Below are 21,133 nucleotides of genomic sequence, written 5' to 3' on the forward strand. Positions count from 1 at the left end.
GGCTGGTCAACGGTGGCCGAGCCGGTGAAAAGACCGTCGATCAACCCGTTGAACGCGTTGCGCAGGCCGGCCGTCGCGGGTTGCCTGAACAAGGTGAACGGATGGAGCAACTGGCAGTTCACGGCAGGCTCCGCCGTCCTCGGCCTGGCGCTCGCAGCCGGCGCCGTCCTCGCCGCCGGTCCCTGGGACTCGGGTCAGCGTAAGGCCGAGCAGCAGTGGGCCGCCGCCAGGGACCGTACAGGTGGCGCACATCACGAACCCGCCGCGCCCGCCGCGCCGGCCCCCGCCCCCAGTGCCCCGGCCGTCCTCGCGGCCCTCGGCACCCGGGTCGACAAGGCCGCCCCGGACGAGCCGGACACTCCGGACGGAGCAGCAGCCGCTCTCCGCACCACCCTCGACAAGCTGCTGGACTCCTCCGCGCTCGGCACCGTCCGTACCGCTGTCGTCATCGACACGGCCACCGGCAAGCGGCTGTACGGGAAGGGCGCCGACACCGCGATGACGCCCGCCTCCACCGTCAAGATCGCCACTGCCGTCGCCGCACTCTCCGCCCTCGGCCCCGACCACCGCATCGCCACGACCGTCCAGGCATCCCCGGACTCCCGCACGCTCACCCTCGTGGGCGGCGGCGACCCCACCCTCGACAAGGCGGCGCTGCGCGAACTGGCCGCCGGCACCGTACGAGCCCTGCGCGACCGCGGCGTCGACACCGTCCGGCTCCGGTACGACACCTCCCGGTACTCCGGCCCCGCCCTGCACCCGATCGGCCCCAACGAGAACATCGCCCCGGTCAGCGCCCTGATGCTGGACGAGGGGCGGCTCGACCGGACGGACAGCGGACCCGCCCCGCGCAGCGGGGACCCGGCCCGTGACGCCGCCCGCACCTTCGCCGGACTCCTGAAGGACGCCGGTATCGGCGCCGGGTCCGCACCCGCGCCGGGCCGCGCCGCCGCCACGTCCCGGCCGGTCGCCAAGCATCTCTCCGCCCCGCTGTCCGCCCTGGTCGAACGGGCCCTGACCAACAGCGACAACGACATCGCCGAGGCGCTGGCCCGGCAGACCGCCCTGGCCGCCGGCGAACCGGCCGACTTCGACGGCGGCCGACGGGCCGTCACCGCCCGGCTGAAGAAGCTGCACCTGCCGCTGGCCGGCGCGAACTTCGCCGACGGCAGCGGACTGAACCGCAAGGACAAGGTCACCGCCGGGCTGCTGGCGGGCCTCCTCGCCCGCGCCGCGGAACCCGGCCGCCCCGAGCTGCGCCCCGTCCTGACCGGCCTCCCGGTGGCCGGATTCACCGGCACGCTCAGCAACCGGTACACCTCGACCTCGCGCGGCACCGGACTGATCCGCGCCAAGACCGGCACCCTCACCGGGGTGAACACCCTCGCCGGGACGGTCGTGGACGCACAGGGCCGGCTGCTCGCCTTCGCCTTCCTGGCGTCCGGCACGACGTCACCGGCCGAGGCCCAGTCCGCCCTCGACGCCCTCGCCACGAGCCTCGCCGTCCGTACCCGATGAGCCGGTCAACAGCACACCGCGGACGGACCCGAGCACGTACGGTTGACGCATGACGAGCATCGGTGGTGCCGAGATGGTCGACTGGAATCTCGCGGTCGCGACCGCGACCCGGCTCGTGCGGCCGGGACCCGACATCAGCCGCGAGGAGGCCCGCGAGGTCGTCGCGGAGCTCCGCAGGCATGCCAAGGCGTCGGAGGAGCACGTCCGTTCCTTCACCCGGATGATCCCGGAGGGAGCCGAACCCGAGGACACCCCGGTCCTGGTCGTCGACCGGGCCGGCTGGATCAGGGCGAACGTCGCGGGCTTCCGCGAACTGCTCCGTCCACTCCTGGAAAAAATGGAGAACCGGCGCTCCAGCAGCCCCGGCGGAGCCGTGCTCGGTGCGGTCGGCTCCAAGGTGACCGGCGTCGAGCTGGGCATGCTGCTGTCGTTCCTGGCCTCGCGGGTCCTCGGACAGTACGAGACGTTCGCCCCCGCGAGCCGTGAGCTCCCGGCCCCCCTCAGCGGCGGCGGCAGACTGCTGCTCGTCGCCCCGAACGTCGTCCACGTCGAGCGCGAACTCGACGTCGACCCGCACGACTTCCGGCTCTGGGTCGCGCTCCACGAGGAGACCCACCGCACCCAGTTCACCGGAGTCCCCTGGCTCCGCGACCATCTGCAGGGCGAAATCCAGTCGTTCCTCGACGAGACCGACGTCGACCCGATGACCGTGCTGGAACGGCTCCGCGAGGCCGCCCAGTCGCTCGCCGGCAGCACGCCCGAGGGCGAGGAGGGCGAGGACGGCGGCCGCAGCCTCGTCGAGATCGTCCAGACCCCCGCCCAGCGCGAGATCCTCGGTCGGCTCACCGCCGTGATGTCCCTGCTCGAAGGACACGCCGACTACGTGATGGACGGTGTCGGCCCCGAGGTCGTCTCCTCCGTCGGAGAGATCCGGGAGAAGTTCCAGCAGCGCCGGGCGCGCGGCGCCAGCCGCCTCGACCAGGCGTTGCGCAAGCTCCTCGGCCTCGATGCCAAACTGCGCCAGTACCGGGACGGCGAGCGGTTCGTGCGTGCCGTCGTCGACGAGGTCGGCATGGACGGCTTCAACCGGGTCTGGACGTCCCCGAACACGCTGCCCACCAAGGCCGAGATCGCCAAACCGGCGGACTGGATCGCGAGGGTGCACCGTAAGGCAGAGTCGTGATCATGGGGCGGCCGACGGGGGAAGCCGGAAGAAGTACGCCCCGGTAATCACCCATCCGAGGGACCGTAGGGGCACGGGAGGGCGTGCAATGCTCGATGAACGGCTTGGCTCTGTCACCATCGACGCACTCTGGGTGACGGCACTCTTCCCGTCCCGACGCTCCGAGGCACCCCCAAAACTTCACGAAGGGCACCGGACATGGGTCCCCATCCTGCGGTCGCGGCGATACGCCTGGCGGTCCGCCGCGTACTCCACGACGTACTGAACGAATTCGCCGAACGCACCGAACGCGCCCCGCGCCCCGAGCTCGCCGAAGCCGGCCCGGGCAGGCGGCGCCCCGCGCTCCACGAACGCCCCGACGCCCCGCTGGTGCTGGTGGCCTGCTCCGGCGGCGCCGACTCCATGGCGCTCGCCTCCGCCCTCGCCTTCGAGGCCCGCAAACTCGCCGTCCGGGCCGGCGGCATCACCGTCGACCACAACCTCCAGGACGGGTCCGACGTCCGCGCCGCCGAGGTCGTCGCCCGCCTCGCCGCCATGGACCTCGACCCGGTGGAGGCCGTCGCCGTGCACGTCGGCCGCGACGGCGGACCCGAGGCTGCCGCCCGTGACGCCCGCTACGCCGCCCTGGACGCCGCAGCCGAGCGCCACGGCGCCGCCGCCGTCCTGCTCGGCCACACCCGTGACGACCAGGCGGAGACCGTCCTGCTCGGCCTCGCCCGCGGCTCCGGTATCCGCTCGCTCTCCGGCATGGCCGCCGCCTCCGGCCCGGCCGGCCGCTACCGACGCCCCTTCCTGCAGCTCGACCGGCAGACCGCCCGCAAGGCGTGCCTGGTCCAGTCCCTGCCCGTCTGGGACGACCCGCACAACGTCGACCCCGCCTACACCCGCTCCCGGCTGCGCCACGAGGGCCTGCCCGCCCTGGAGAAGGCCCTCGGCAAAGGCGTGGTCGAGGCCCTGGCCCGTACCGCGCAGCTCTCCCGCGACGACGCGGACGCCCTGGACACCTGGGCCGCCGAGGCCGACACCGCCGTACGGGACGACGCCGGGCAGCTGGACTGCGCCAAGCTGTACGCACTGCCCCCCGCCGTGCGCCGTCGGGTGCTGCGCCGGGCGGCCATGGAGGCAGGTGCTCCGGCCGGTTCCCTCTTCGCCCGCCACATCGAGGAAGTCGACCGTCTGATCACCGGCTGGCGCGGCCAGCAGGCCATCAACCTGCCCGGCCGCGTCGAAGCCCGGCGCCAGGGTGGCAGACTGGTGATTCGGCAGAGCTGAAGCACGAGCGGCTGACATGCAGGCGAGCGGCCGCGCACGGCCGGGGCACCACCCCGGACCGGGCAGGCAAAGAAAGAGACGCGGGTGAACGAGAAGGACATGGGCACCGACCTTCAGTCGGTGCTCCTCACCAAGGAAGAGATCGACGCGAAGCTCGTCGAGCTGGCCGCGAAGATCGACGCGGAGTACGCGGGCAAGGACCTGCTCATCGTCGGCGTCCTCAAGGGCGCCGTGATGGTGATGGCGGACCTGGCGCGCGCGCTGTCCACCCCCGTCACGATGGACTGGATGGCCGTCTCCTCGTACGGCGCGGGCACCCAGTCCTCCGGTGTCGTCCGGATCCTCAAGGACCTGGACACCGACATCAAGGGAAAGCACGTCCTGATCGTCGAGGACATCATCGACTCGGGCCTGACCCTGTCCTGGCTGATGTCGAACCTGGGCTCGCGCGAACCCGCCAGCCTGGAGATCTGCACCCTGCTGCGCAAGCCGGATGCGGCGAAGGTCGCGCTCGACTGCAAGTGGGTCGGGTTCGACATCCCCAACGAGTTCGTCGTCGGCTACGGGCTGGACTACGCGGAGAAGTACCGCAACCTGCCCTTCGTCGGCACGCTCGCCCCGCACGTCTACGGCGGCTGAAGGCCCTCGCAGCCCTCCTCCGGCCCGCGCACCCGACCCGGGTGCACCCTCGGGAACCCCTGACGGGTTCCCGGCGTTGGAGCCTTTGAAGGCGGGTTTGACAGACGGCCCAGGCGGTCGCAGGTGACAATGCTGGGGTACCGTCCGAAGAACAGTCTTTTCTCACAGCAGCATTTACCTACGGGCAGGAGGGACGGGGCGACTTCGCTCCGTATGGATGGACGTGAAGCGATACTTCCGTGGGCCGGTCATGTGGATCGTGCTGGCCGTCCTCGCCGTGGTCGTGTTGATGCAGGTCGTCGGCTCGTCGGGCGGCTACAAGACGGTGGACACCGGCAAGGTGATCCAGGCGATCAGCAAGAACCAGGTGGAGCAGGCCAAGCTGACCACCGGCGACGAACAAATCCTCAAGATCGAGCTGAAGGACGGCCAGAAACTCTCGGGCGAGTCCGGCAGCAAGTTCCAGGCGAGCTACATCGGTGACCAGGGTGTCCAGCTCGCCGACACGCTGCAGAAGAAGTTCGAGAGCGGTGACATCGAGAAGGGTTACACCGTCTCGCCGTCGAAGCAGTCCCCGTTCCTCTCGATCCTTCTCTCGCTGCTGCCCTTCGTCCTGATCGTGGTCGTCTTCCTGTTCCTGATGAATCAGATGCAGGGCGGCGGCTCCAAGGTCATGCAGTTCGGCAAGTCCAAGGCCAAGCTGATCACCAAGGACACCCCGAAGACGACCTTCGCCGATGTGGCGGGGTCCGACGAGGCCGTCGAGGAACTCCACGAGATCAAGGAGTTCCTCCAGGAACCGGCGAAGTTCCAGGCCGTCGGCGCGAAGATCCCCAAGGGCGTCCTGCTGTACGGGCCTCCCGGTACGGGCAAGACGCTGCTCGCACGCGCCGTCGCGGGCGAGGCCGGCGTCCCGTTCTACTCGATCTCCGGTTCCGACTTCGTCGAGATGTTCGTCGGTGTCGGTGCCTCCCGGGTCCGTGACCTGTTCGAGCAGGCCAAGGCGAATGCCCCGGCGATCGTCTTCGTCGACGAGATCGACGCCGTCGGCCGGCACCGTGGTGCGGGTCTCGGCGGTGGTCACGACGAGCGTGAGCAGACCCTGAACCAGCTGCTCGTCGAGATGGACGGCTTCGACGTGAAGGGCGGCGTCATCCTGATCGCCGCTACGAACCGGCCGGACATCCTCGACCCGGCGCTGCTGCGCCCGGGCCGTTTCGACCGGCAGATCGCGGTCGACCGGCCGGACATGCAGGGCCGTCTCGAAATCCTCAAGGTGCACCAGAAGGGCAAGCCGGTCGCCCCGGACGTCGATCTCGGCGCCGTGGCCCGTCGTACGCCCGGTTTCACCGGTGCCGACCTGTCGAACGTGCTGAACGAAGCGGCGCTCCTCACGGCGCGCAGCAACAAGAAGCTGATCGACAACGAGATGCTGGACGAGGCGATCGACCGCGTCGTGGCGGGCCCGCAGAAGCGGACCCGGATCATGTCCGACAAGGAGAAGAAGATCACCGCGTACCACGAGGGCGGACACGCCCTGGTCGCGGCGGCTTCCCCCAACTCGGACCCGGTGCACAAGATCACGATCCTCTCCCGCGGCCGCGCCCTCGGTTACACGATGGTGCTGCCGGAGGAGGACAAGTACTCCACGACGCGCAACGAGATGCTCGACCAGCTGGCCTACATGCTGGGCGGGCGCGCGGCCGAGGAGCTGGTCTTCCACGACCCGACCACCGGCGCTGCGAACGACATCGAGAAGGCCAGTGCCACGGCCCGCGCGATGGTCACGCAGTACGGCATGACGGAGCGGCTCGGCGCGATCAAGTTCGGCGGCGACAACACCGAGCCCTTCCTGGGCCGGGAGATGGGCCACCAGCGCGACTACTCGGAAGAGGTCGCGGCGCTCGTCGACGAAGAGGTCAAGAAGCTCATCGAGACCGCGCACAACGAGGCGTGGGAGATCCTTGTCGAGAACCGCGACGTTCTCGACAACCTGGTTCTCCAGCTGCTGGAGAAGGAGACCCTCGGCAAGGAGCAGATCGCCGAGATCTTCGCCGGAATCGTGAAGCGTCCGGCCCGCCCGGCGTGGACCGGCTCCGCACGGCGTACGCCGTCGACGCGGCCGCCGGTGCTGTCGCCGAAGGAGCTCGCCCTCACCAACGGGGTCACCACGGCCAACGGGTCGACCCCGACGGACACCGCCCCGGCCACCGAGGCGATCTCTGAGGACCGTCCCGAGAGCTAGTGCGGACCCCGGTGTGGCCCCTGTCACGGGGCTCCACCGACCCGGAATGGATGCCGCGCCCCCCAGGTTTTAGCCTGTGGGGGCGCGGCTTTTTGTATGTCTGCGCGATGTCCGCGCAGGTGACAGCTGAAGGAACGAGGCACAGATGACCGACCCGGTGACGCTGGACGGCCAGGGTTCGATCGGTGAGTTCGACGAGAAGCGGGCCGAGGCCGCAGTGCGCGAGCTTCTCCTCGCCGTCGGGGAGGACCCGGACCGGGAGGGGCTGCGTGAGACGCCGGGACGGGTGGCGCGGGCGTACAAGGAGATATTCGCGGGTCTGAGCCAGCAGCCCGAGGACGTCCTGACGACCACGTTCGACCTCGGCCACGACGAGATGGTGCTGGTCAAGGACATCGAGGTGTTCTCGACCTGTGAGCACCACCTGGTGCCGTTCCGTGGAGTCGCGCATGTCGGGTACATCCCGGCGACCACCGGCAAGATCACCGGCCTGTCGAAGCTGGCCCGGCTGGTCGACGTCTACGCGCGGCGCCCGCAGGTTCAGGAGCGGCTGACCACGCAGATCGCCGACTCACTGATGAGGATCCTGGAGCCGCGCGGAGCCATCGTCGTCGTCGAGTGCGAGCACATGTGCATGTCGATGCGCGGCATCCGCAAGCCCGGCGCGAAGACGCTGACCTCGGCGGTACGCGGCCAGCTCCGCGACCCCGCGACGCGCGCCGAGGCGATGAGCCTGATCATGGCCCGCTGAGAGCCGGAGGCGGTGCCGGTGGGCCGGGCGGGGTCGGAGCGTCAGGTGGAGGCGGCGCTCTTGTCGTCGTCCTTGTCCTCCGGGAGCTTGCAGACGCGCTCCAGGAACAAGGCGGCGGCGACCACCCCGATCCCGGCCAGCACTGCGAAACCGGCGTAGATCGCCTGGTCGCGGCGGGCCGGGATGTCGAGCGAGCCGAGCAGGAAGACCCCGGTACCGCCGTACAGGCCGGCGACCAGCGACACGACCAGGGCGCTGGCCTGGCCGAAGACCACGGCGCGGGCGGCCATCAGCGGCTCGACACCCTTCGCGCCCGGGCGGCGCTCGCGTTGCGCGCGCAGCCGGGAGCGGATGGAGAGCGCCGTCGCGAGCAGGATGACGGCGATCACCGCGAGCACGATGGGCGCGGCGAGGGGCACGCTCGGCAGGGTCCCGAGGGAGTCCCAGAGGCGGGCACCGCCCCAGGACAGCACGCCGGCCGCGGCGAAGAGTCCGGCCAGTACCCCGAGCCGTAGTTGCTTCACCGAGAAAGCCGCCCTTCGCCGTCGGCCGACCGGGCTGTCCGCCCGTCTGTCCGGCTGTCTGTTCTGTGTCCTGTGCTGACCTGCCCTGAGCCTAACGACTACTCGGGCAGGCGGAGTTCCAGATCGGTCCGGGGGTGTACGCCGCCGCGGCCGATCGTGCCGAGCAGCTCCGCCACCGGGCCGTGGCCGGGCAGCTGCGCCTCGGGGTCGACGTCGTGCCACGGGGCGAGCACGAAGGCCCGCTCGTGGGCCCGGGGGTGGGGAAGGGTCAGCGCCGGGTCGTCGGAGACCACATCCGCGTACGCCACGATGTCCACGTCGATGGTGCGCGGGCCCCAGCGCTCCTCGCGGACGCGGTCGAAGGCCTCCTCGATGGCCTGGCCGCGTTCCAGGAGGGAGGACGGGGGCAGCGTCGTCTTCACGACGATCACCGCGTTGAAGTACGACGGCTGGGAGCCGGGGGCGACACCCCACGGCTCCGTCTCGTACACCGGGGACACCGCCTTGACCCGGAGTCCGGGGGTGTCCTCCAGGGCGTCGATGGCGCCCTGGAGGGTCTCCAGGCGGTTGCCGAGGTTGGAGCCGAGCGAGATCACGGCGGGTTTGGGGTTGGAGAGGGTGACGTCCGCCGCGTCGACCTGCTCGACCACGGAGGCGGGCACCGGCTGTACGGTCGGGTCGCTCTGCCCCTCGGTAGAAAATGCAGTCATGCTCGGCTCCGGGTGATGGTGATGGTCACATCGTCGAACGGGACGGTGATCGGCGCATCCGGCTTGTGCACGACGACCTCGACCTCCTCGACGCCTTCGTGTCCCAGGCACTTCTGGGCGATGCGCTCCGCGAGTGTCTCGATCAGATCGACCGGCTCTCCCTGCACGATGTCGACGACCTCCTCGGCGACCACGCCGTAGTGCACCGTCTTGGTCAGGTCGTCGGCGGCTGCCGCGGGGCGGGTGTCGAGGCCGAGAACCAGGTCGACGATGAAGGTCTGGCCCTCTTCCCGCTCCCGGGGAAAGACGCCATGGTTCCCACGGGCCTTGAGGCCGCGCAGCGCGACACGATCCACGCGAATCACTCCTGCTGTTGTTGGTCGTAGAGACACGGGGCCGCGTGCGGACGGCAAGGTGCCCTCTTTCGAATCTACCTGCGAGTGCGGACAGTGCTCGCCCGCGGGGGCTATGGACGGGACCGTGCGGGGCTGGTAGGCGCGTCCCCTACCCCGCAGCCCGGAGTCCAATCCCCTCGGGGGTGTATCCGCCCGGGAGCGCGCCCCCGCAAGGGGGTCAGGAGGGCGACTCGTCCTCGTCCTCGTCCTCGGACTCGGTCAGCACCGGGGACCCGTGATGGGACCAGAGCTTCCAGCCGTCCTCGGTGCGGCGGAACACATTGGTGGCGACGACGAGTTGGCCGACCAGCGGTCCGAGCTCGCCGCCGTCCTCCGCGGGGCCGCCGCTGAGGATGTTCTCGGTGCAGGTGACCAGGGCCGTGTCCCTGGTCATCGAGACCCCGACATCGGTCAGGAAGAACTGGATGTACTCGGTGTTCGCCATGATCAGGGCGTAACTGCGCAGTACCTCGCCGCGTCCGCTGAGCACCGGCCAGCCGGGGTGGACGCAGGAGATCGTGAGGTTCTCGCCGGGCAGCCAGAGCCCGGAGAGCGCGTCCAGGTCGCCGTGTTCCATCGCCTCGTAGAAGGCGGTGTTGGCCTGTTCGACCGCCGCGATGTCGGCGGCCACCTGCTCCTGGTCGTCGCTCACGCGGCTCCCTCGACGGCGCGGGCGACCCGGACGGCGTCGGCGGTCGCCCGGACCTCGTGGACCCGGACGGCCCAGGCGCCCGCCCGGGCGGAGAGGGCGGAGATTGCGGCGGTGGCCGCGTCGCGTTCCCGGGCGGGCGGTGGTGCGGCGCCCTCACCGGCCAGCACATGGCCGAGGAACCGCTTGCGGGAGGCGGCGACCAGCAGGGGGCGGCCCAGCGCGCGCAGCTCGTCGAGGTGGGCGACGAGGGAGAGATCGTGGGCGGCATCCTTGGCGAAGCCCAGGCCGGGGTCGACCACGATCCGTTCGGGGGCGACCCCGCCCGCGACCACCGCGTCCATCCGCGTCCGCAGCTCCGCGACGACCTCGGCGACGACGTCCTCGTACACCGCACGGCTGTTCATCGACTCGCTGAAGCCACGCCAGTGCATGACCACGAACGGCGCTCCGGCGGCGGCGACGACCGGGATCATGTCCGGGTCGGCGAGCCCGCCACTCACATCGTTGACCAGGGCCGCACCTGCGGCGACGGACTGTTCGGCGACCCGGGCCCGCATGGTGTCCACGGAGACCGTGACGCCTTCCTGGGCCAGCTCCCGGACGACCGGGATCACGCGCCGCAGCTCCTCGGCCTCGTCCACCCGGCTGGCGCCGGGACGGGTCGACTCGCCGCCGACATCGACCAGGTCGGCGCCTGCGGCGACCAGGTCGAGGCCGTGCTTGATCGCAGCCGTGGTGTCGAACCAGCGGCCTCCGTCGGAGAAGGAGTCGGGGGTCACATTGACCACACCCATGACCGCACAGCGGTCCCACTCCGGCAGGCCCTGGACCGTGCCTCGTCCACGCAACGTACTCATGCGACCAGCGTAGGCCCGTACGGAGCGGTGTTACGCCGCGCTGGGACCGTGCTCCGGTCCGGGACCCGTTGCGTGGGCGCAGGGACGGGGCCGGGAGGCCGGGAATCGGCGGCCGAAAGGACGGGGAAGCCCGACGTTGACGAAGCCCTCGGCCTGCATCGCGGCGAACGAGATGCGGGGCAGGTCGCGGCTGTTGCGATAGACGACGAAGCGGGGCTCCCAGCGGGGCCGGAACTTGGCGTTGAACTTGTACAGCGACTCGATCTGGAACCAGCGCGACAGGAAGATCAGCAGCCCGCGCCAGCCCCGCAGCACCGGGCCCGCGCCCAGTTTCTCGCCGCGGGCGAGCGCCGAGCGGAACATCGCGAAGTTCAGCGAGACACGTTTGATGCCGAGCCGGGGCGCGTCGTGCAGGGAGGCGACGATCAGCAGCTCGTTCATCCCGGGGTCGGCGGCGCGGTCGCGGCGCATGAGTTCCAGGGACATGCCGTCCGTGCCCCACGGAACGAAGTGGAGCACGGCCTTGAGATCGCCGTACGGGGAGTCGGCGGTGTGCTCGTCGGCCTTGTGGGCGGTGGCGATGATGCAGTCGCCGTCGGCCGGGTCGCCGATCCGGCCGAGCGCCATGGAGAAGCCGCGCTCGGTATCGGTGCCGCGCCAGTCGGCGGCGGCCCGCCGGATGCGGGCCAGTTCGGTCTCGCCCATGTCGCGGACGCGCCGCACGCGGGTCTCGTAACCGCTGCGCTCAATGCGCTTCACCATCTGGCGCACGTTGCGCATGGCGCGCCCGGCGAGCGAGAAATCCGCGACATCCACCACCGCCTCGTCGCCGAGCTCCAGCGCGTCGAGCCCGGTCTCGCGGGTCCAGACCTCGCCACCCGTCTCACTGCAGCCCATCACCGCGGGGGTCCAGGAGTGCGCCTTGGCCTCGTCCATGAAGCGTTCGATGGCGCCCGGCCAGGCCTCCACGTCGCCGATCGGGTCGCCGCTGGCCAGCATCACCCCGGACACCACGCGGTAGCAGACGGCGGCCTTGCCGCTGGGTGAGAAGACGACGCCCTTGTCGCGGCGGAGCGCGAAGTGGCCGAGCGAGTCGCGGCCGCCGTGCTTGTCGAGGAGGGCCCGCAGCCGGACCTCGTCCTCCTCGGTGAGCCTGGCGGCCGGATGTTCGGGGCGGAACGCGAGGTAGATGGTGGTGACGGCGGTCAGCAGACCGAGTGCGCCGAGCGAGTACGCCACGGTCCAGGAGGTGACTCCGGCGTACTCGACGGGTCCCTCGAAGCCGAAGAGCCCGTACAGGACGTGCTGGAGACGGTCGGCGATGGAGGGGTTGCCGACGACGTGGCCGGGGTGAACGGAGACGATGATCAGTCCCAGGCCGAGCGAACCCGCCCCGAGAAGAACGAAGTTGGCCAGCGCCCTCCACCGGCTGCGCGGGTCGGGGAGCGCAGCGAATTCACTCCGGTGACGGACCAGCAGGTAGCAGAGCGTGAGGGAGACGAGGGCGCCGAGGATCGAGTGCCGGTAGACGAACTGCGCTGCCGCGCCTGCCGGCAGCAGGACCACGGCGGCGCGCCAGGCCCGCCGCTTGTGCCGCTTGAGGCCGTGGGCGAGGAGCAGCAGCAGGACGCCCACGCTCAGCGACAGCGCGGCGGCGAAGGGGCCGAGGGCTCCTGGAAGGACTTCGGCGAGCGTGTGCATCCGGCTGTGCCGGAAGCGCGGGAACACCCCCGCGGCGACGTCGATCAGACCGACGAGGGTGCAGGAGGCGCCGACGAGCGCCGGTACGGATTCGGGGCGCGGTCCGCGTACGAACTTGCGTACAGCATTCGGAACCGATCCCGATTTATCCCCATCTAGCGTGATAGACATCGCTTCCCGTGGCTCCGCGAGAGATTCTTGAGTCCGTCGGCCGAAGCGGTCCGGACGATGTGCGACCTCTAGGACGAGGCTTCCGGGCGGTGGGTTCACCCGCATCCCGGAAAATTCCTGACAAGAAAGCTCACTCAACCATGGGGCTCACCAGCAAGGCAGTTCTGACCCTGTCCACTGTGCCGGCCGTCGTTCTGTTCGCTGCCACGGTCTTGATCTGGCCGAGACTGGCGCGCCGCAGTGTGCCCGCGGTGTTCGGCCGCGTCGGCCTGCTGCTGGCGACCCAGGTGATGGTCTTCGCCTCGGTCGGCCTGATGGCCAACAACTCCTTTCTGTTCTACGGCTCCTGGGCCGATCTCTTCGGTGCACAGCAGGAACTGGGCGTCGTCACGGACGGGGCGGCGGGAACCCTGGCATCGAAGAGCATCGTCCGGGTCGGGATACAGCAGCCGGACGTTCCCGGTGGTTCGCGCCCCACGGCGGGCGGCCGGATCGACAAGGTCGTCATCGCGGGGCGGCGGTCGAAGATCGAGAGTTCGGCGTACGTGTATCTTCCGCCGGAGTACTTCCAGCCGGAGTACGCCCACCGGAAGTTCCCCGCGGTCGTCGTCCTCACCGGCTATCCGGGCACCGCGGAGAATCTCCTGAAGGGTCTTGAGTATCCACGCACCGCACTCGATCGGGTGAAAGCCGGACGGGCACAGCCGATGATCCTGGTGCTGCTGAGGCCCACGGTCGCCCCGCCGCGGGACACCGAGTGCGTGGACATAGCGGGCGGGCCGCAGACCGAGACGTTCTTCGCGAAGGACCTGCCCCAGGCGGTCTCGGACTCGTACCGGATCGGGAAGCGGGCACGGAACTGGGGCATCATCGGCAACTCGACCGGTGGGTACTGCGCACTGAAGATCGGCCTGCACCACCCGGACAGGTTCGCGGCGAGTGCCGGTCTGTCCGCGTACTACAAGGCGGCCGAGGACCCGACGACCGGTGATCTCTTCCACGGGAACCGTGCGGAGCGCGAGCGCGCGAACCTGCTGTGGAGCCTGGACCATCTGCCCCAGCCCGACTCGTCGTTCCTGGTGACGACGTCACGGCAGGGCGAGGGGAATTACAGGAGTACGCGGAGGTTCATGGCGAAGGTGAAGGCGCCCGCCCAGGTCTCCTCGATCGTGCTGGACAGCGGCGGGCACAACTTCAACACCTGGCGGCGGGAGATCCCTTCGGCGCTGGAGTGGATGAGCAGCCGGCTGAGCGAGAACTGACCGGGTGCGGCAGGCCCGTGGAGATGCCGGGCGCGTGCCCCCGGTTCAGAGCGAGCCCGCCCGGGCCACCGTCTCCACGTTCACGTCGGCGCGCGGCAGGTCCTGGGCGTCCGCGTCGATCGAGCGGCGCAGCGCCTCATGGAGGCGGGCAGGGGTGAGCACCCCGAGGAACCGGCCGGTGCTCTCCTTGTCGATGACCGCGATCCAGCCCGCGTCGTGCTGCAGCATCGTGGCGAACGCCTGCTTGAGCGGGGCGCCGACGGGGAGCCATGCCTCCATGCGGCGGGCGTGTTCGCGGACCGTGCCCTTGGCCTCGGTGGGGGCGGTGCCGGCAGGGATCCAGCCGTGCAGATGGTCGTCGGCGTCCAGGACGACGGCCCAGCGTGCACCCTGGGCGCGCAGCCGCTCGGTCGCCCGGGAGAGCGGGTCGTCCAGATGGACGACGGGCGGCTGGTCGAGGTCGCTCTCCTCGATGGGGGTCACGGAGAGCCGCTTGAGGCCGCGGTCGGCGCCGACGAAGTCCGCGACGTACGGGGTGGCGGGGGCACCGAGCACGGTCGCGGGGGAGTCGAACTGCTCGATGGAGCCCTGCCCGTAGACGGCGATGCGGTCGCCGAGCCGGACGGCTTCCTCGATGTCGTGCGTGACGAACAACACGGTTTTCCGGACCTGGGCCTGGAGTTTGAGGAATTCGTTCTGCAGCCGTTCGCGGACCACCGGGTCGACCGCGCCGAAAGGCTCGTCCATCAGCAGTACCGGCGGATCAGCGGCCAGCGCCCTTGCCACTCCCACGCGTTGGCGTTGACCACCGGAGAGCTGGTCCGGATATCGGTCGCCATAAACGGAAGGGTCAAGTCCGACGAGATCCAGGAGTTCGGCGGCGCGCTCGCGGCCCTTTCCCCGCTTCCAGCGCAGGAGATGAGGAACCGTCGCGGTGTTCTCCAGCACCGTCTTGTGCGGGAACAGTCCGACCTGCTGGATCACATAGCCGATACGGCGGCGGAGCTGGACGGGGTCGATGGCGGATACGTCGTCCCCGTCGAGGAATATCCGCCCCTCGGTCGGTTCGATCAGCCGGTTCACCATCTTCATGGTGGTGGTCTTGCCGCAGCCGGACGGCCCTACGAGCGTGACCAGTTCACCCTCGTCCACTTCGAAGGAAAGGTCGTCGACTGCGGTCGTGCCGTCGGCGTACCGCTTGGTGACGTGCTCGAAACGGATCATGGTTCCCCATTGTGGCGCGTGTTCTGTGAAGGACATGTTGCTGGAATACAACGGCCTCGGCGATTGTCAGTGGTCGGGGATAGGGTCGCCAGACATCGGTACGGACCGGCGAACGGAGGGTGGGGGACGGATGGCCGGACAGAACTGCCTGGTGACGAACGACTGGATCTGCGGTGAGTATCTCCGTTCCCGTAGCCAGGAGTTGACCGATGCGACCGTTCAGCACATCTGGATCACCGCTGTCTCGGTGGTGATCGGGCTCCTGGTGGCATTTCCGCTGGCGCTGCTCGCGCGCCGCAGCCGGCGTATCGCGGGACCGGTGCTCGGACTGACGACGGTGCTCTACACCGTGCCGTCGCTGGCGATGTTCTCGCTGCTGCTGCCGCTGTTCGGGCTCTCGGCCGCGCTGGTCGTCACCGGTCTGGTGCTGTACTCGCTGACCATTCTCGTACGGAACATCCTGGCCGGGCTCGAAGCCGTGCCGCAGGAGGCGAAGGACGCCGCGAAGGGCATGGGATACGGGCCGGGCCGACTCCTGTGGGAGGTCGAACTCCCGCTCGCCCTGCCCGCGGTGATGGCCGGGTTCCGGATCGCCACCGTCTCCACCATCGCGCTGACCACGGTCGGCTCGATTGTCGGCAGAGGCGGCCTCGGCAACCTCATCGAGGACGCGCTGCCGAGCTTCTTCAAGGCGCAGGTGCTCACCGCTTCGGTGCTCTGCGTGCTGCTCGCGGTGGTCGCGGACCTGCTGCTGCTCGGGGTGCAACGGCTGCTGACGCCCTGGACCCGCATACGCACGACGCGCGACGCCGTGGGTGCGGTCGCCAAGGTGAAGGCGGTCTGACCCATGGGAGTACTCGGCGAGGCCTGGACCTGGCTGACCACCGGCGCCAACTGGTCGGGGGAGAGCGGGGCGGGGCACCGGCTCGGCGAGCATCTGTACGTCAGCGGGGTGTCGCTCGTGCTGGCCTGCGCGATCGCGCTGCCGGTCGCCCTGTACCTGGGGCACATCGGGAAGGGCGGCGCACTGGCCGTGAACCTCTCCAATGTGGGGCGGGCGATCCCGGTCTTCGCGGTGCTGGCCCTGTTCATGGTGTCGCCGCTGCGCAACGCCGGTTATGTGCCGACGATCATTGCGCTGGTCCTGTTCGCCGTGCCGCCGCTGCTGACCAACGCCTATGTCGGGATGACGGAGGTGGACCGGTCGGTGGCCGAGGCGGCGCGCGGCATGGGGATGTCGGGCGGCCAGCTCTTCGTGCGGGTCGAGCTCCCGCTCGCCTATCCGATGATCATGACCGGTCTGCGCTCGGCGGCGGTCCAGGTGATCGCCACGGCGACGATCGCCGCCATGGTCGGTCAGGGCGGGCTCGGCCGCATCATCACCGCCGGCTTCAACACCTACAACACACCGCAGGTGGTCGCCGGCGCGCTGCTCGTCGCCGTGCTCGCCCTGGCGGTGGAGGCCGTGCTGGTGGGGCTGGACCGGGCTCTGTCGCCGCTCCGCCGCCGCCGGACCGCCTGACCCATCCGATTTGCCCGACACGACTCGTAATCAGCCCTGTTGCTGTGGACGGAGAACATCATGAGCAAGACTTCGCGCATAGCGGGCGCGGTCATCGGCATGGTCGCACTGGCCGGCTCGCTCGCCGCCTGCGGCGGCGACAGCCTCGAGAAGGACAAGGGTGGCTCCGCCGCGTCCGGTGACTCGGGGAAGAAGGGCTCGCTCGTCGTCGGCGCCGCGGCCTTCACCGAGTCCAAGGTGCTCGCCGAGCTGTACGCACAGATCCTCGGCGACGCCGGATACAGCACCTCGGTCACCACGGTGAAGAACCGGGAACTGTACGAGCCGTCCCTGGAGAAGGGCGAGATCGACGTCGTACCGGAATACGCCGCGACGATCGCCGAATTCCTCAATGCCAAGGCGAACGGCGCGAAGACGGCCGAGAAGAACCCGGTCGCCTCCGGTGACGTGGCGGCCACCACCGCCGCGCTGGAGAAGCTCGCCACCCCGCGCGGACTGAAGGTGCTCCCGTACGGCGAAGCGGTCGACCAGAACGCGTTCGCGGTGACCAAGGAATTCGCCGACAAGAACAAGCTCAAGACCCTTTCGGATCTGGGTGCCTCCAAGCTGAAGGTGAAGATCGCGGCGGGTGACGAGTGCGAGGTGCGGCCCTTCTGCGCACCGGGTCTGAAGAAGACGTACGGCATTGATGTCACCGGTATCGACCCGAAGGGGGTCGGCACCCCGCAGTCCAAGCAGGCCGTCAAGGACGGCAAGGACCAGCTGGTCCTCACGACCACCACGGACGCGGTGCTGGACAGCTTCAACCTGGTGTTCCTGGAGGACGACAAGAAGCTTCAGAATGCGGACAACGTCGTTCCGGTTCTCAATGCCAAGGACGCCGGAGCGCAGGACATTGCCGATGCGCTCGGCAAGCTCACCAAGACGCTCACCACCGAGGACCTCGCGGAACTGAACCGCAAGGTCGACGCCGAGCGTGCCAAGCCGGCCGATGTGGCCAAGGACTATCTGCAGTCGAAAGGTCTGATCAAGAAGTAGGAAGGGACCACTTCGGGGGCCGCCGGGTAACCCGTCAGGTAACCGGCGGGGAACAGATTGCCGGGCGGCCTCCCAAGCGACCCGTACGCACGGTAAATTTCAGGCCATGCCACGTGGACGTCATCGCCATTCGCCACCTCTGCACAGAATCCTTCCGCCCTCGGTCGTCGCCGGAGCGTCGGTCGTCTGTGCTGCGGGCGCCTGGCTCCTCGCCGAGCCCCTGGTCCTGCGCGGACTGGTCGCCGCCGCTGCGGCCGCCGCCGTCACCGGTGCGTATCTGATGCGCTCCTGGGACCGGGAAGCCGGCCGTCGCGTCGCGGAGCTGATGCGTGCCCGCGCAAGCGACGAATGGAAGACCGAGGAGCGCATCGCGGAGCTCGAGGCCGACCTGGAGGAGTCGCGGGCCCTGCGCGTCCGGCTGGAGACGAAGCTGCGCCGCAAGCGTGTGGAGCTCGCCGGTCTGCGCGGCGAGCACGCCGCACTGCTGCGCCGTTACGCCAACGCCGAGACCGAGCGCGCCAGCGCGCTGGAGGGACGCAGGCAGCTCGCGCTCGAAGCGGCCACCTCGCCCCGGGAGCTGCCCGCCGCCCGCTCCACGCCGACACCGGCCGCGTATGCGCGCGCCGCCCAGGCCCTGCAGGACCTCACCCGCAACGCCGCGCTCCAGGAGGCCCGCCGCACCGCCGAGCAGGCCAGGAAGCGCGATCTCGCGGAGCGCGCCCAGGAGGCGGAGGAGCGCAAGGGGAAGCACGCGGCGGCCGATGCCGAACAGCACCGCCGCCCGTCGGCCGCCCTGCCCCCGGCCCGCCCGTCCACCGCACTTCCCGCGCCGCGCGCAGTCCCGGCCGCCAGCGCGGTCGTTCCGTACGCCGCGTCCCGCCGTCATCCGGTTCCGCAGGGCAGCTTCGACTTCTTCGGTACGCAGAAGGCGCACGCCGCGATCGAGTCCGTGCAGAACGAGGACCTCGCGGACGTGGTCGGCGAGGAGGCGCTGGCAGCGCACCACACGGGGGCGGCGCAGAACCGGGTCGTCGGCAAGGTCATCGACCTGACCGCGCACGACGAGACGGAGCAACTGGACGTCGTGGAGCTGCGCAGCGCGATCTCGTAGGGCCCGTCGCGGGGCGTCGGCGGCGGAGCTACTTGTCGATGTCGCCGACGACGAAGAACAGCGAGCCCAGGATCGCGACCATGTCGGCCACCAGCGTGCCCGGCAGCAGCTCGGTGAGTGCCTGGATGTTGTTGTACGAGGCGGAGCGGAGCTTCAGCCGGTACGGGGTCTTCTCGCCCTTGGACACCAGGTAGTAGCCGTTGATCCCGAGCGGGTTCTCGGTCCAGGCGTAGGTGTGGCCCTCGGGGGCCTTCAGCACCTTGGGCAGCCGCTGGTTGATCGGACCGGGCGCCAGCCCCGCCATCCGGTCCAGGCAGGCGTCCGCCAGGTCCAGCGCGTTGTGGGTCTGTTCCAGCAGGCACTCGAACCGGGCCAGGCAGTCGCCCTCGGTGCGGGTGACGACCTTGAGGGTGTCCTGCAGCTCCCCGTACGCCAGATACGGCTCGTCGCGCCGCAGATCGAAGTCGACCCCGGAGGCGCGGGCGATCGGCCCGGACACCCCGTACGCGTGCACGGTCTCGGCGGACAGCACACCGACACCGCGGGTACGGCCCCGGAAGATCTCGTTGCCGAGCACCAGCCGGTCGTACACGTCCATCCGTGAGCGGACCGAGGCGACGGCGTCCCGGGCGCGGCCGAGCCAGCCCGCGGGGAGGTCCTCCTTGAGACCGCCGACCCGGTTGAACATGTAGTGCATCCGGCCGCCGGAGACCTCCTCCATCACGGCCTGCAGCTCCTCGCGTTCCCGGAAGGCGTAGAACACCGGGGTGATGCCGCCCAGTTCGAGCGGGTACGAGCCGAGGAACATCAGGTGGTTCAGCACCCGGTTCAGCTCGGCGAGGAGCGTCCGCGTCCAGACCGCGCGCTCAGGGACCTCCATGCCGAGCATCCGCTCGACAGCCATCACGACACCCAGCTCGTTGGAGAAGGCCGACAGCCAGTCGTGACGGTTGGCGAGCATCACGATCTGCCGGTAGTCGCGCGCCTCGAAAAGCTTTTCCGCGCCGCGGTGCATATAGCCGATGACCGGCTCGGCGTGCTGGATCCGCTCGCCGTTGAGGACGATCCGCAGACGGAGCACACCATGTGTCGAGGGGTGCTGCGGCCCGATGTTGAGCACCATGTCGGTGCTCTCCGCCGCGCCACCGATGCCGACCGTCGTCTCCGTCATACGGCCAGTATTCCCTGCGCGCCGCACAGCGTGCTCCGGGCCCCGGGCTTTCCGGCCCGTCCGCACGGCACCCCGGACCGCGTTGCCTCCGGGGCGCTGCCGCGGAGCCCGCTCGTCAAACGCCGGAGGGACTCGACGGGCTCGCCCCCACCCGTTGCATCAGCCATCCGAAATCGCCCAGTCCGCCCCGTGCGGTCAGCTCGGCCGCCTCACCCGCCGACGCCAGCGCCCGCACATATGCCGCCGGGTCGGTCGAGGCAAGTGCGAGCGACGGCCGCTCCCCGCTGACCCCGAGCCCGCGCAGCGCCTCCCGCTGATCCACCACCTCCGGCTCCGTCCCGCATCCCGCACCCGCCGCCGCGCACGCGTCCAGCGCCACATGCGAGGTCAGGTCGCAGCTGCCGTCCGGCACCGGCCGCACCTCGCGCCCGGCCCGGAAACCGGTCAGTGTGCCGAACGGCGGCCGCGCCTCCCGTACGTGGGCGTAGTCGACCGCCACCGCGAGCCCCTCGGACAAGGTGGCGACCACCCGCGCCCACGCCTCGTCGCGCGGCCGCCCGATCTCCGCGCGGCTGCCAGGACCGGCCGACGGCCACCAGCGGCGCAGCCACTCGGCGTCCGCCCCGGTCACCGGTGCGCCCAGCCGTTCCGTGCCGTCCGCCGTCCGGACAAGCACATACCGGTCGACGCCGTCCGCGTCGGTCTCCGCGACCGGCGTCGGCACGTTGTCCAGCCACTCGTTGGCGAACAGCAGCCCCCGCACCCCCTGCGGCGGTTCGGCGCACCACTCGATCCGGGGGTCCAGACCCGGCGGCCGGGCGGCGATCTCCACCGCGTACGCCCGTACCACGAGCCCCGCCGGGGCGTTGCCCGGCAGCGCCGCCAGTACCCCCGTCAGCAGCTCGCCCCGCCCGGCCCCCAGGTCGACCAGATCGACCCGGTCCGTTCCCAGCTCCCGCGCCGTCCCGGCCAGCAGCCTGGCCACGGCGGCGGCGAACAGCGGCGAGGCATGCACGGAGGTGCGGAAGTGCCCGGCAGGCCCCTCGGGGCTCCGGTAGAACCCCCCGTCCCCGTACAAAGCGGTCTCCGCCGCCTCCTGCCACCCACGCCACTCATCCGTCACGGAGCCAAGTCTCCACCTTGGGGAGTACGGTCCCAGGAACCGGATCGGCCCTTCGGCTGACCCG

20 protein-coding genes are annotated in these 21,133 nt (G+C 70.2%); 11 read left to right on the forward strand and 9 right to left on the reverse strand.

Annotation, left to right across the window (positions count from 1 at the left end):
- Positions 1–12 precede the first annotated feature (12 nt).
- The 6 genes from dacB (at position 13) to folE (ending at position 7,608) form a co-directional block, all read left to right on the forward strand.
- Positions 13–1,518 carry a D-alanyl-D-alanine carboxypeptidase/D-alanyl-D-alanine-endopeptidase gene (gene dacB, locus OG972_RS22960; protein ID WP_266984329.1) on the forward strand — a complete coding sequence of 502 codons (1,506 nt, stop codon included), beginning with the start codon at positions 13–15 and terminating at the stop codon, positions 1,516–1,518.
- Positions 1,519–1,567: 49 nt separating this feature from the next.
- Complete coding sequence (locus OG972_RS22965) at positions 1,568–2,701, forward strand: zinc-dependent metalloprotease (RefSeq protein WP_266984331.1); 1,134 nt, start codon at positions 1,568–1,570, stop codon at positions 2,699–2,701.
- 198 nt (positions 2,702–2,899) lie between these two features.
- Entirely contained in the window at positions 2,900–3,973 is a 1,074-nt protein-coding gene (tilS, locus tag OG972_RS22970) for a tRNA lysidine(34) synthetase TilS (RefSeq protein ID WP_266984333.1), read from the forward strand.
- A gap of 99 nt (positions 3,974–4,072) precedes the next feature.
- Complete coding sequence (gene hpt, locus OG972_RS22975) at positions 4,073–4,612, forward strand: hypoxanthine phosphoribosyltransferase (RefSeq protein ID WP_072487175.1); 540 nt, start codon at positions 4,073–4,075, stop codon at positions 4,610–4,612.
- A 217-nt stretch (positions 4,613–4,829) separates the two neighbouring features.
- The gene (ftsH, locus tag OG972_RS22980; protein WP_266984335.1) at positions 4,830–6,857 is read left to right on the forward strand and encodes an ATP-dependent zinc metalloprotease FtsH; all 2,028 of its coding nucleotides are present in this window, start codon (positions 4,830–4,832) and stop codon (positions 6,855–6,857) included.
- Positions 6,858–7,002: 145 nt separating this feature from the next.
- Positions 7,003–7,608, forward strand: a complete 606-nt coding sequence (folE, locus tag OG972_RS22985; protein ID WP_266984337.1) for a GTP cyclohydrolase I FolE — start codon at positions 7,003–7,005, stop codon at positions 7,606–7,608.
- Positions 7,609–7,649: 41 nt separating this feature from the next.
- On the opposite strand, the gene OG972_RS22990 is transcribed toward folE, so the two are convergent.
- The 6 genes from OG972_RS22990 to OG972_RS23015 all read right to left on the reverse strand — a co-directional run bounded on the left by OG972_RS22990 (position 7,650) and on the right by OG972_RS23015 (position 12,618).
- Complete coding sequence (locus tag OG972_RS22990) at positions 7,650–8,132, reverse strand: DUF3180 domain-containing protein (protein WP_266984339.1); 483 nt, start codon at positions 8,130–8,132, stop codon at positions 7,650–7,652.
- Between the two features lie 98 nt (positions 8,133–8,230).
- On the reverse strand, positions 8,231–8,842 hold the full coding sequence (gene folK / locus OG972_RS22995; RefSeq protein ID WP_266984342.1) for a 2-amino-4-hydroxy-6-hydroxymethyldihydropteridine diphosphokinase: 612 nt from the start codon (positions 8,840–8,842) through the stop codon (positions 8,231–8,233).
- On the reverse strand, positions 8,839–9,198 hold the full coding sequence (gene folB, locus OG972_RS23000) for a dihydroneopterin aldolase (RefSeq protein WP_266984344.1): 360 nt from the start codon (positions 9,196–9,198) through the stop codon (positions 8,839–8,841). Before folB ends, folK begins: the two co-directional genes overlap by 4 nt.
- A 217-nt stretch (positions 9,199–9,415) precedes the next feature.
- Positions 9,416–9,889 carry a nuclear transport factor 2 family protein gene (locus tag OG972_RS23005; protein WP_266984346.1) on the reverse strand — a complete coding sequence of 158 codons (474 nt, stop codon included), beginning with the start codon at positions 9,887–9,889 and terminating at the stop codon, positions 9,416–9,418.
- Entirely contained in the window at positions 9,886–10,683 is a 798-nt protein-coding gene (folP, locus tag OG972_RS23010) for a dihydropteroate synthase (RefSeq protein ID WP_266990666.1), read from the reverse strand. The genes OG972_RS23005 and folP overlap by 4 nt, the downstream gene beginning before the upstream one ends.
- A gap of 93 nt (positions 10,684–10,776) precedes the next feature.
- Positions 10,777–12,618, reverse strand: a complete 1,842-nt coding sequence (locus tag OG972_RS23015) for a phosphatidylglycerol lysyltransferase domain-containing protein (RefSeq protein ID WP_266984348.1) — start codon at positions 12,616–12,618, stop codon at positions 10,777–10,779.
- Positions 12,619–12,758: 140 nt separating this feature from the next.
- On the opposite strand from OG972_RS23015, the gene OG972_RS23020 reads away from it, so the two are divergent.
- Positions 12,759–13,880 carry an esterase family protein gene (locus OG972_RS23020; RefSeq protein WP_266984350.1) on the forward strand — a complete coding sequence of 374 codons (1,122 nt, stop codon included), beginning with the start codon at positions 12,759–12,761 and terminating at the stop codon, positions 13,878–13,880.
- Between the two features lie 45 nt (positions 13,881–13,925).
- Here OG972_RS23020 and OG972_RS23025 read toward each other — a convergent pair whose 3' ends face one another.
- Positions 13,926–15,104, reverse strand: a complete 1,179-nt coding sequence (locus tag OG972_RS23025) for an ABC transporter ATP-binding protein (protein ID WP_266984352.1) — start codon at positions 15,102–15,104, stop codon at positions 13,926–13,928.
- A 130-nt stretch (positions 15,105–15,234) separates the two neighbouring features.
- Here OG972_RS23025 and OG972_RS23030 point away from each other — a divergent pair, with 130 nt between their 5' ends.
- The 4 genes from OG972_RS23030 (at position 15,235) to OG972_RS23045 (ending at position 18,775) form a co-directional block, all read left to right on the forward strand.
- Positions 15,235–15,948, forward strand: a complete 714-nt coding sequence (locus OG972_RS23030; protein ID WP_266984354.1) for an ABC transporter permease — start codon at positions 15,235–15,237, stop codon at positions 15,946–15,948.
- Positions 15,949–15,951: 3 nt separating this feature from the next.
- Positions 15,952–16,626, forward strand: a complete 675-nt coding sequence (locus tag OG972_RS23035; RefSeq protein ID WP_266984356.1) for an ABC transporter permease — start codon at positions 15,952–15,954, stop codon at positions 16,624–16,626.
- 60 nt (positions 16,627–16,686) lie between these two features.
- Positions 16,687–17,664, forward strand: a complete 978-nt coding sequence (locus OG972_RS23040) for an ABC transporter substrate-binding protein (protein ID WP_266984358.1) — start codon at positions 16,687–16,689, stop codon at positions 17,662–17,664.
- 106 nt (positions 17,665–17,770) lie between these two features.
- On the forward strand, positions 17,771–18,775 hold the full coding sequence (locus OG972_RS23045) for a hypothetical protein (RefSeq protein WP_266984360.1): 1,005 nt from the start codon (positions 17,771–17,773) through the stop codon (positions 18,773–18,775).
- 28 nt (positions 18,776–18,803) lie between these two features.
- Here the strand turns inward: OG972_RS23045 and OG972_RS23050 are convergent, their stop codons facing one another.
- On the reverse strand, positions 18,804–19,946 hold the full coding sequence (locus OG972_RS23050) for an NADH-quinone oxidoreductase subunit D (RefSeq protein ID WP_266984362.1): 1,143 nt from the start codon (positions 19,944–19,946) through the stop codon (positions 18,804–18,806).
- 115 nt (positions 19,947–20,061) lie between these two features.
- Positions 20,062–21,069: an SAM-dependent methyltransferase gene (locus OG972_RS23055; RefSeq protein WP_266984364.1), complete on the reverse strand. Its 1,008-nt coding sequence runs from the start codon at positions 21,067–21,069 to the stop codon at positions 20,062–20,064.
- Positions 21,070–21,133: the final 64 nt, after the last annotated feature.

Source organism: Streptomyces sp. NBC_01669, assembly GCF_026339735.1.
GTDB lineage: Bacteria > Actinomycetota > Actinomycetes > Streptomycetales > Streptomycetaceae > Streptomyces > Streptomyces yanii.

What these genes read in the sequence shown, in the direction of transcription:
- OG972_RS23025 (WP_266984352.1), bottom strand. Translation starts at nt 15,104, where the DNA reads ATGATCCGTTTCGAGCACGTCACCAAGCGGTACGCCGACGGCACGACC.
- OG972_RS23020 (WP_266984350.1), top strand. Translation starts at nt 12,759, where the DNA reads ATGGGGCTCACCAGCAAGGCAGTTCTGACCCTGTCCACTGTGCCGGCC.
- OG972_RS23045 (WP_266984360.1), top strand. Translation starts at nt 17,771, where the DNA reads ATGCCACGTGGACGTCATCGCCATTCGCCACCTCTGCACAGAATCCTT.
- OG972_RS23035 (WP_266984356.1), top strand. Translation starts at nt 15,952, where the DNA reads ATGGGAGTACTCGGCGAGGCCTGGACCTGGCTGACCACCGGCGCCAAC.
- folK (WP_266984342.1), bottom strand. Translation starts at nt 8,842, where the DNA reads ATGACTGCATTTTCTACCGAGGGGCAGAGCGACCCGACCGTACAGCCG.
- OG972_RS23015 (WP_266984348.1), bottom strand. Translation starts at nt 12,618, where the DNA reads ATGTCTATCACGCTAGATGGGGATAAATCGGGATCGGTTCCGAATGCT.
- OG972_RS23050 (WP_266984362.1), bottom strand. Translation starts at nt 19,946, where the DNA reads ATGACGGAGACGACGGTCGGCATCGGTGGCGCGGCGGAGAGCACCGAC.
- OG972_RS23030 (WP_266984354.1), top strand. Translation starts at nt 15,235, where the DNA reads ATGGCCGGACAGAACTGCCTGGTGACGAACGACTGGATCTGCGGTGAG.
- folP (WP_266990666.1), bottom strand. Translation starts at nt 10,683, where the DNA reads ATGGGTGTGGTCAATGTGACCCCCGACTCCTTCTCCGACGGAGGCCGC.
- ftsH (WP_266984335.1), top strand. Translation starts at nt 4,830, where the DNA reads ATGGACGTGAAGCGATACTTCCGTGGGCCGGTCATGTGGATCGTGCTG.
- OG972_RS23040 (WP_266984358.1), top strand. Translation starts at nt 16,687, where the DNA reads ATGAGCAAGACTTCGCGCATAGCGGGCGCGGTCATCGGCATGGTCGCA.
- OG972_RS22965 (WP_266984331.1), top strand. Translation starts at nt 1,568, where the DNA reads ATGACGAGCATCGGTGGTGCCGAGATGGTCGACTGGAATCTCGCGGTC.
- hpt (WP_072487175.1), top strand. Translation starts at nt 4,073, where the DNA reads ATGGGCACCGACCTTCAGTCGGTGCTCCTCACCAAGGAAGAGATCGAC.
- tilS (WP_266984333.1), top strand. Translation starts at nt 2,900, where the DNA reads ATGGGTCCCCATCCTGCGGTCGCGGCGATACGCCTGGCGGTCCGCCGC.
- folE (WP_266984337.1), top strand. Translation starts at nt 7,003, where the DNA reads ATGACCGACCCGGTGACGCTGGACGGCCAGGGTTCGATCGGTGAGTTC.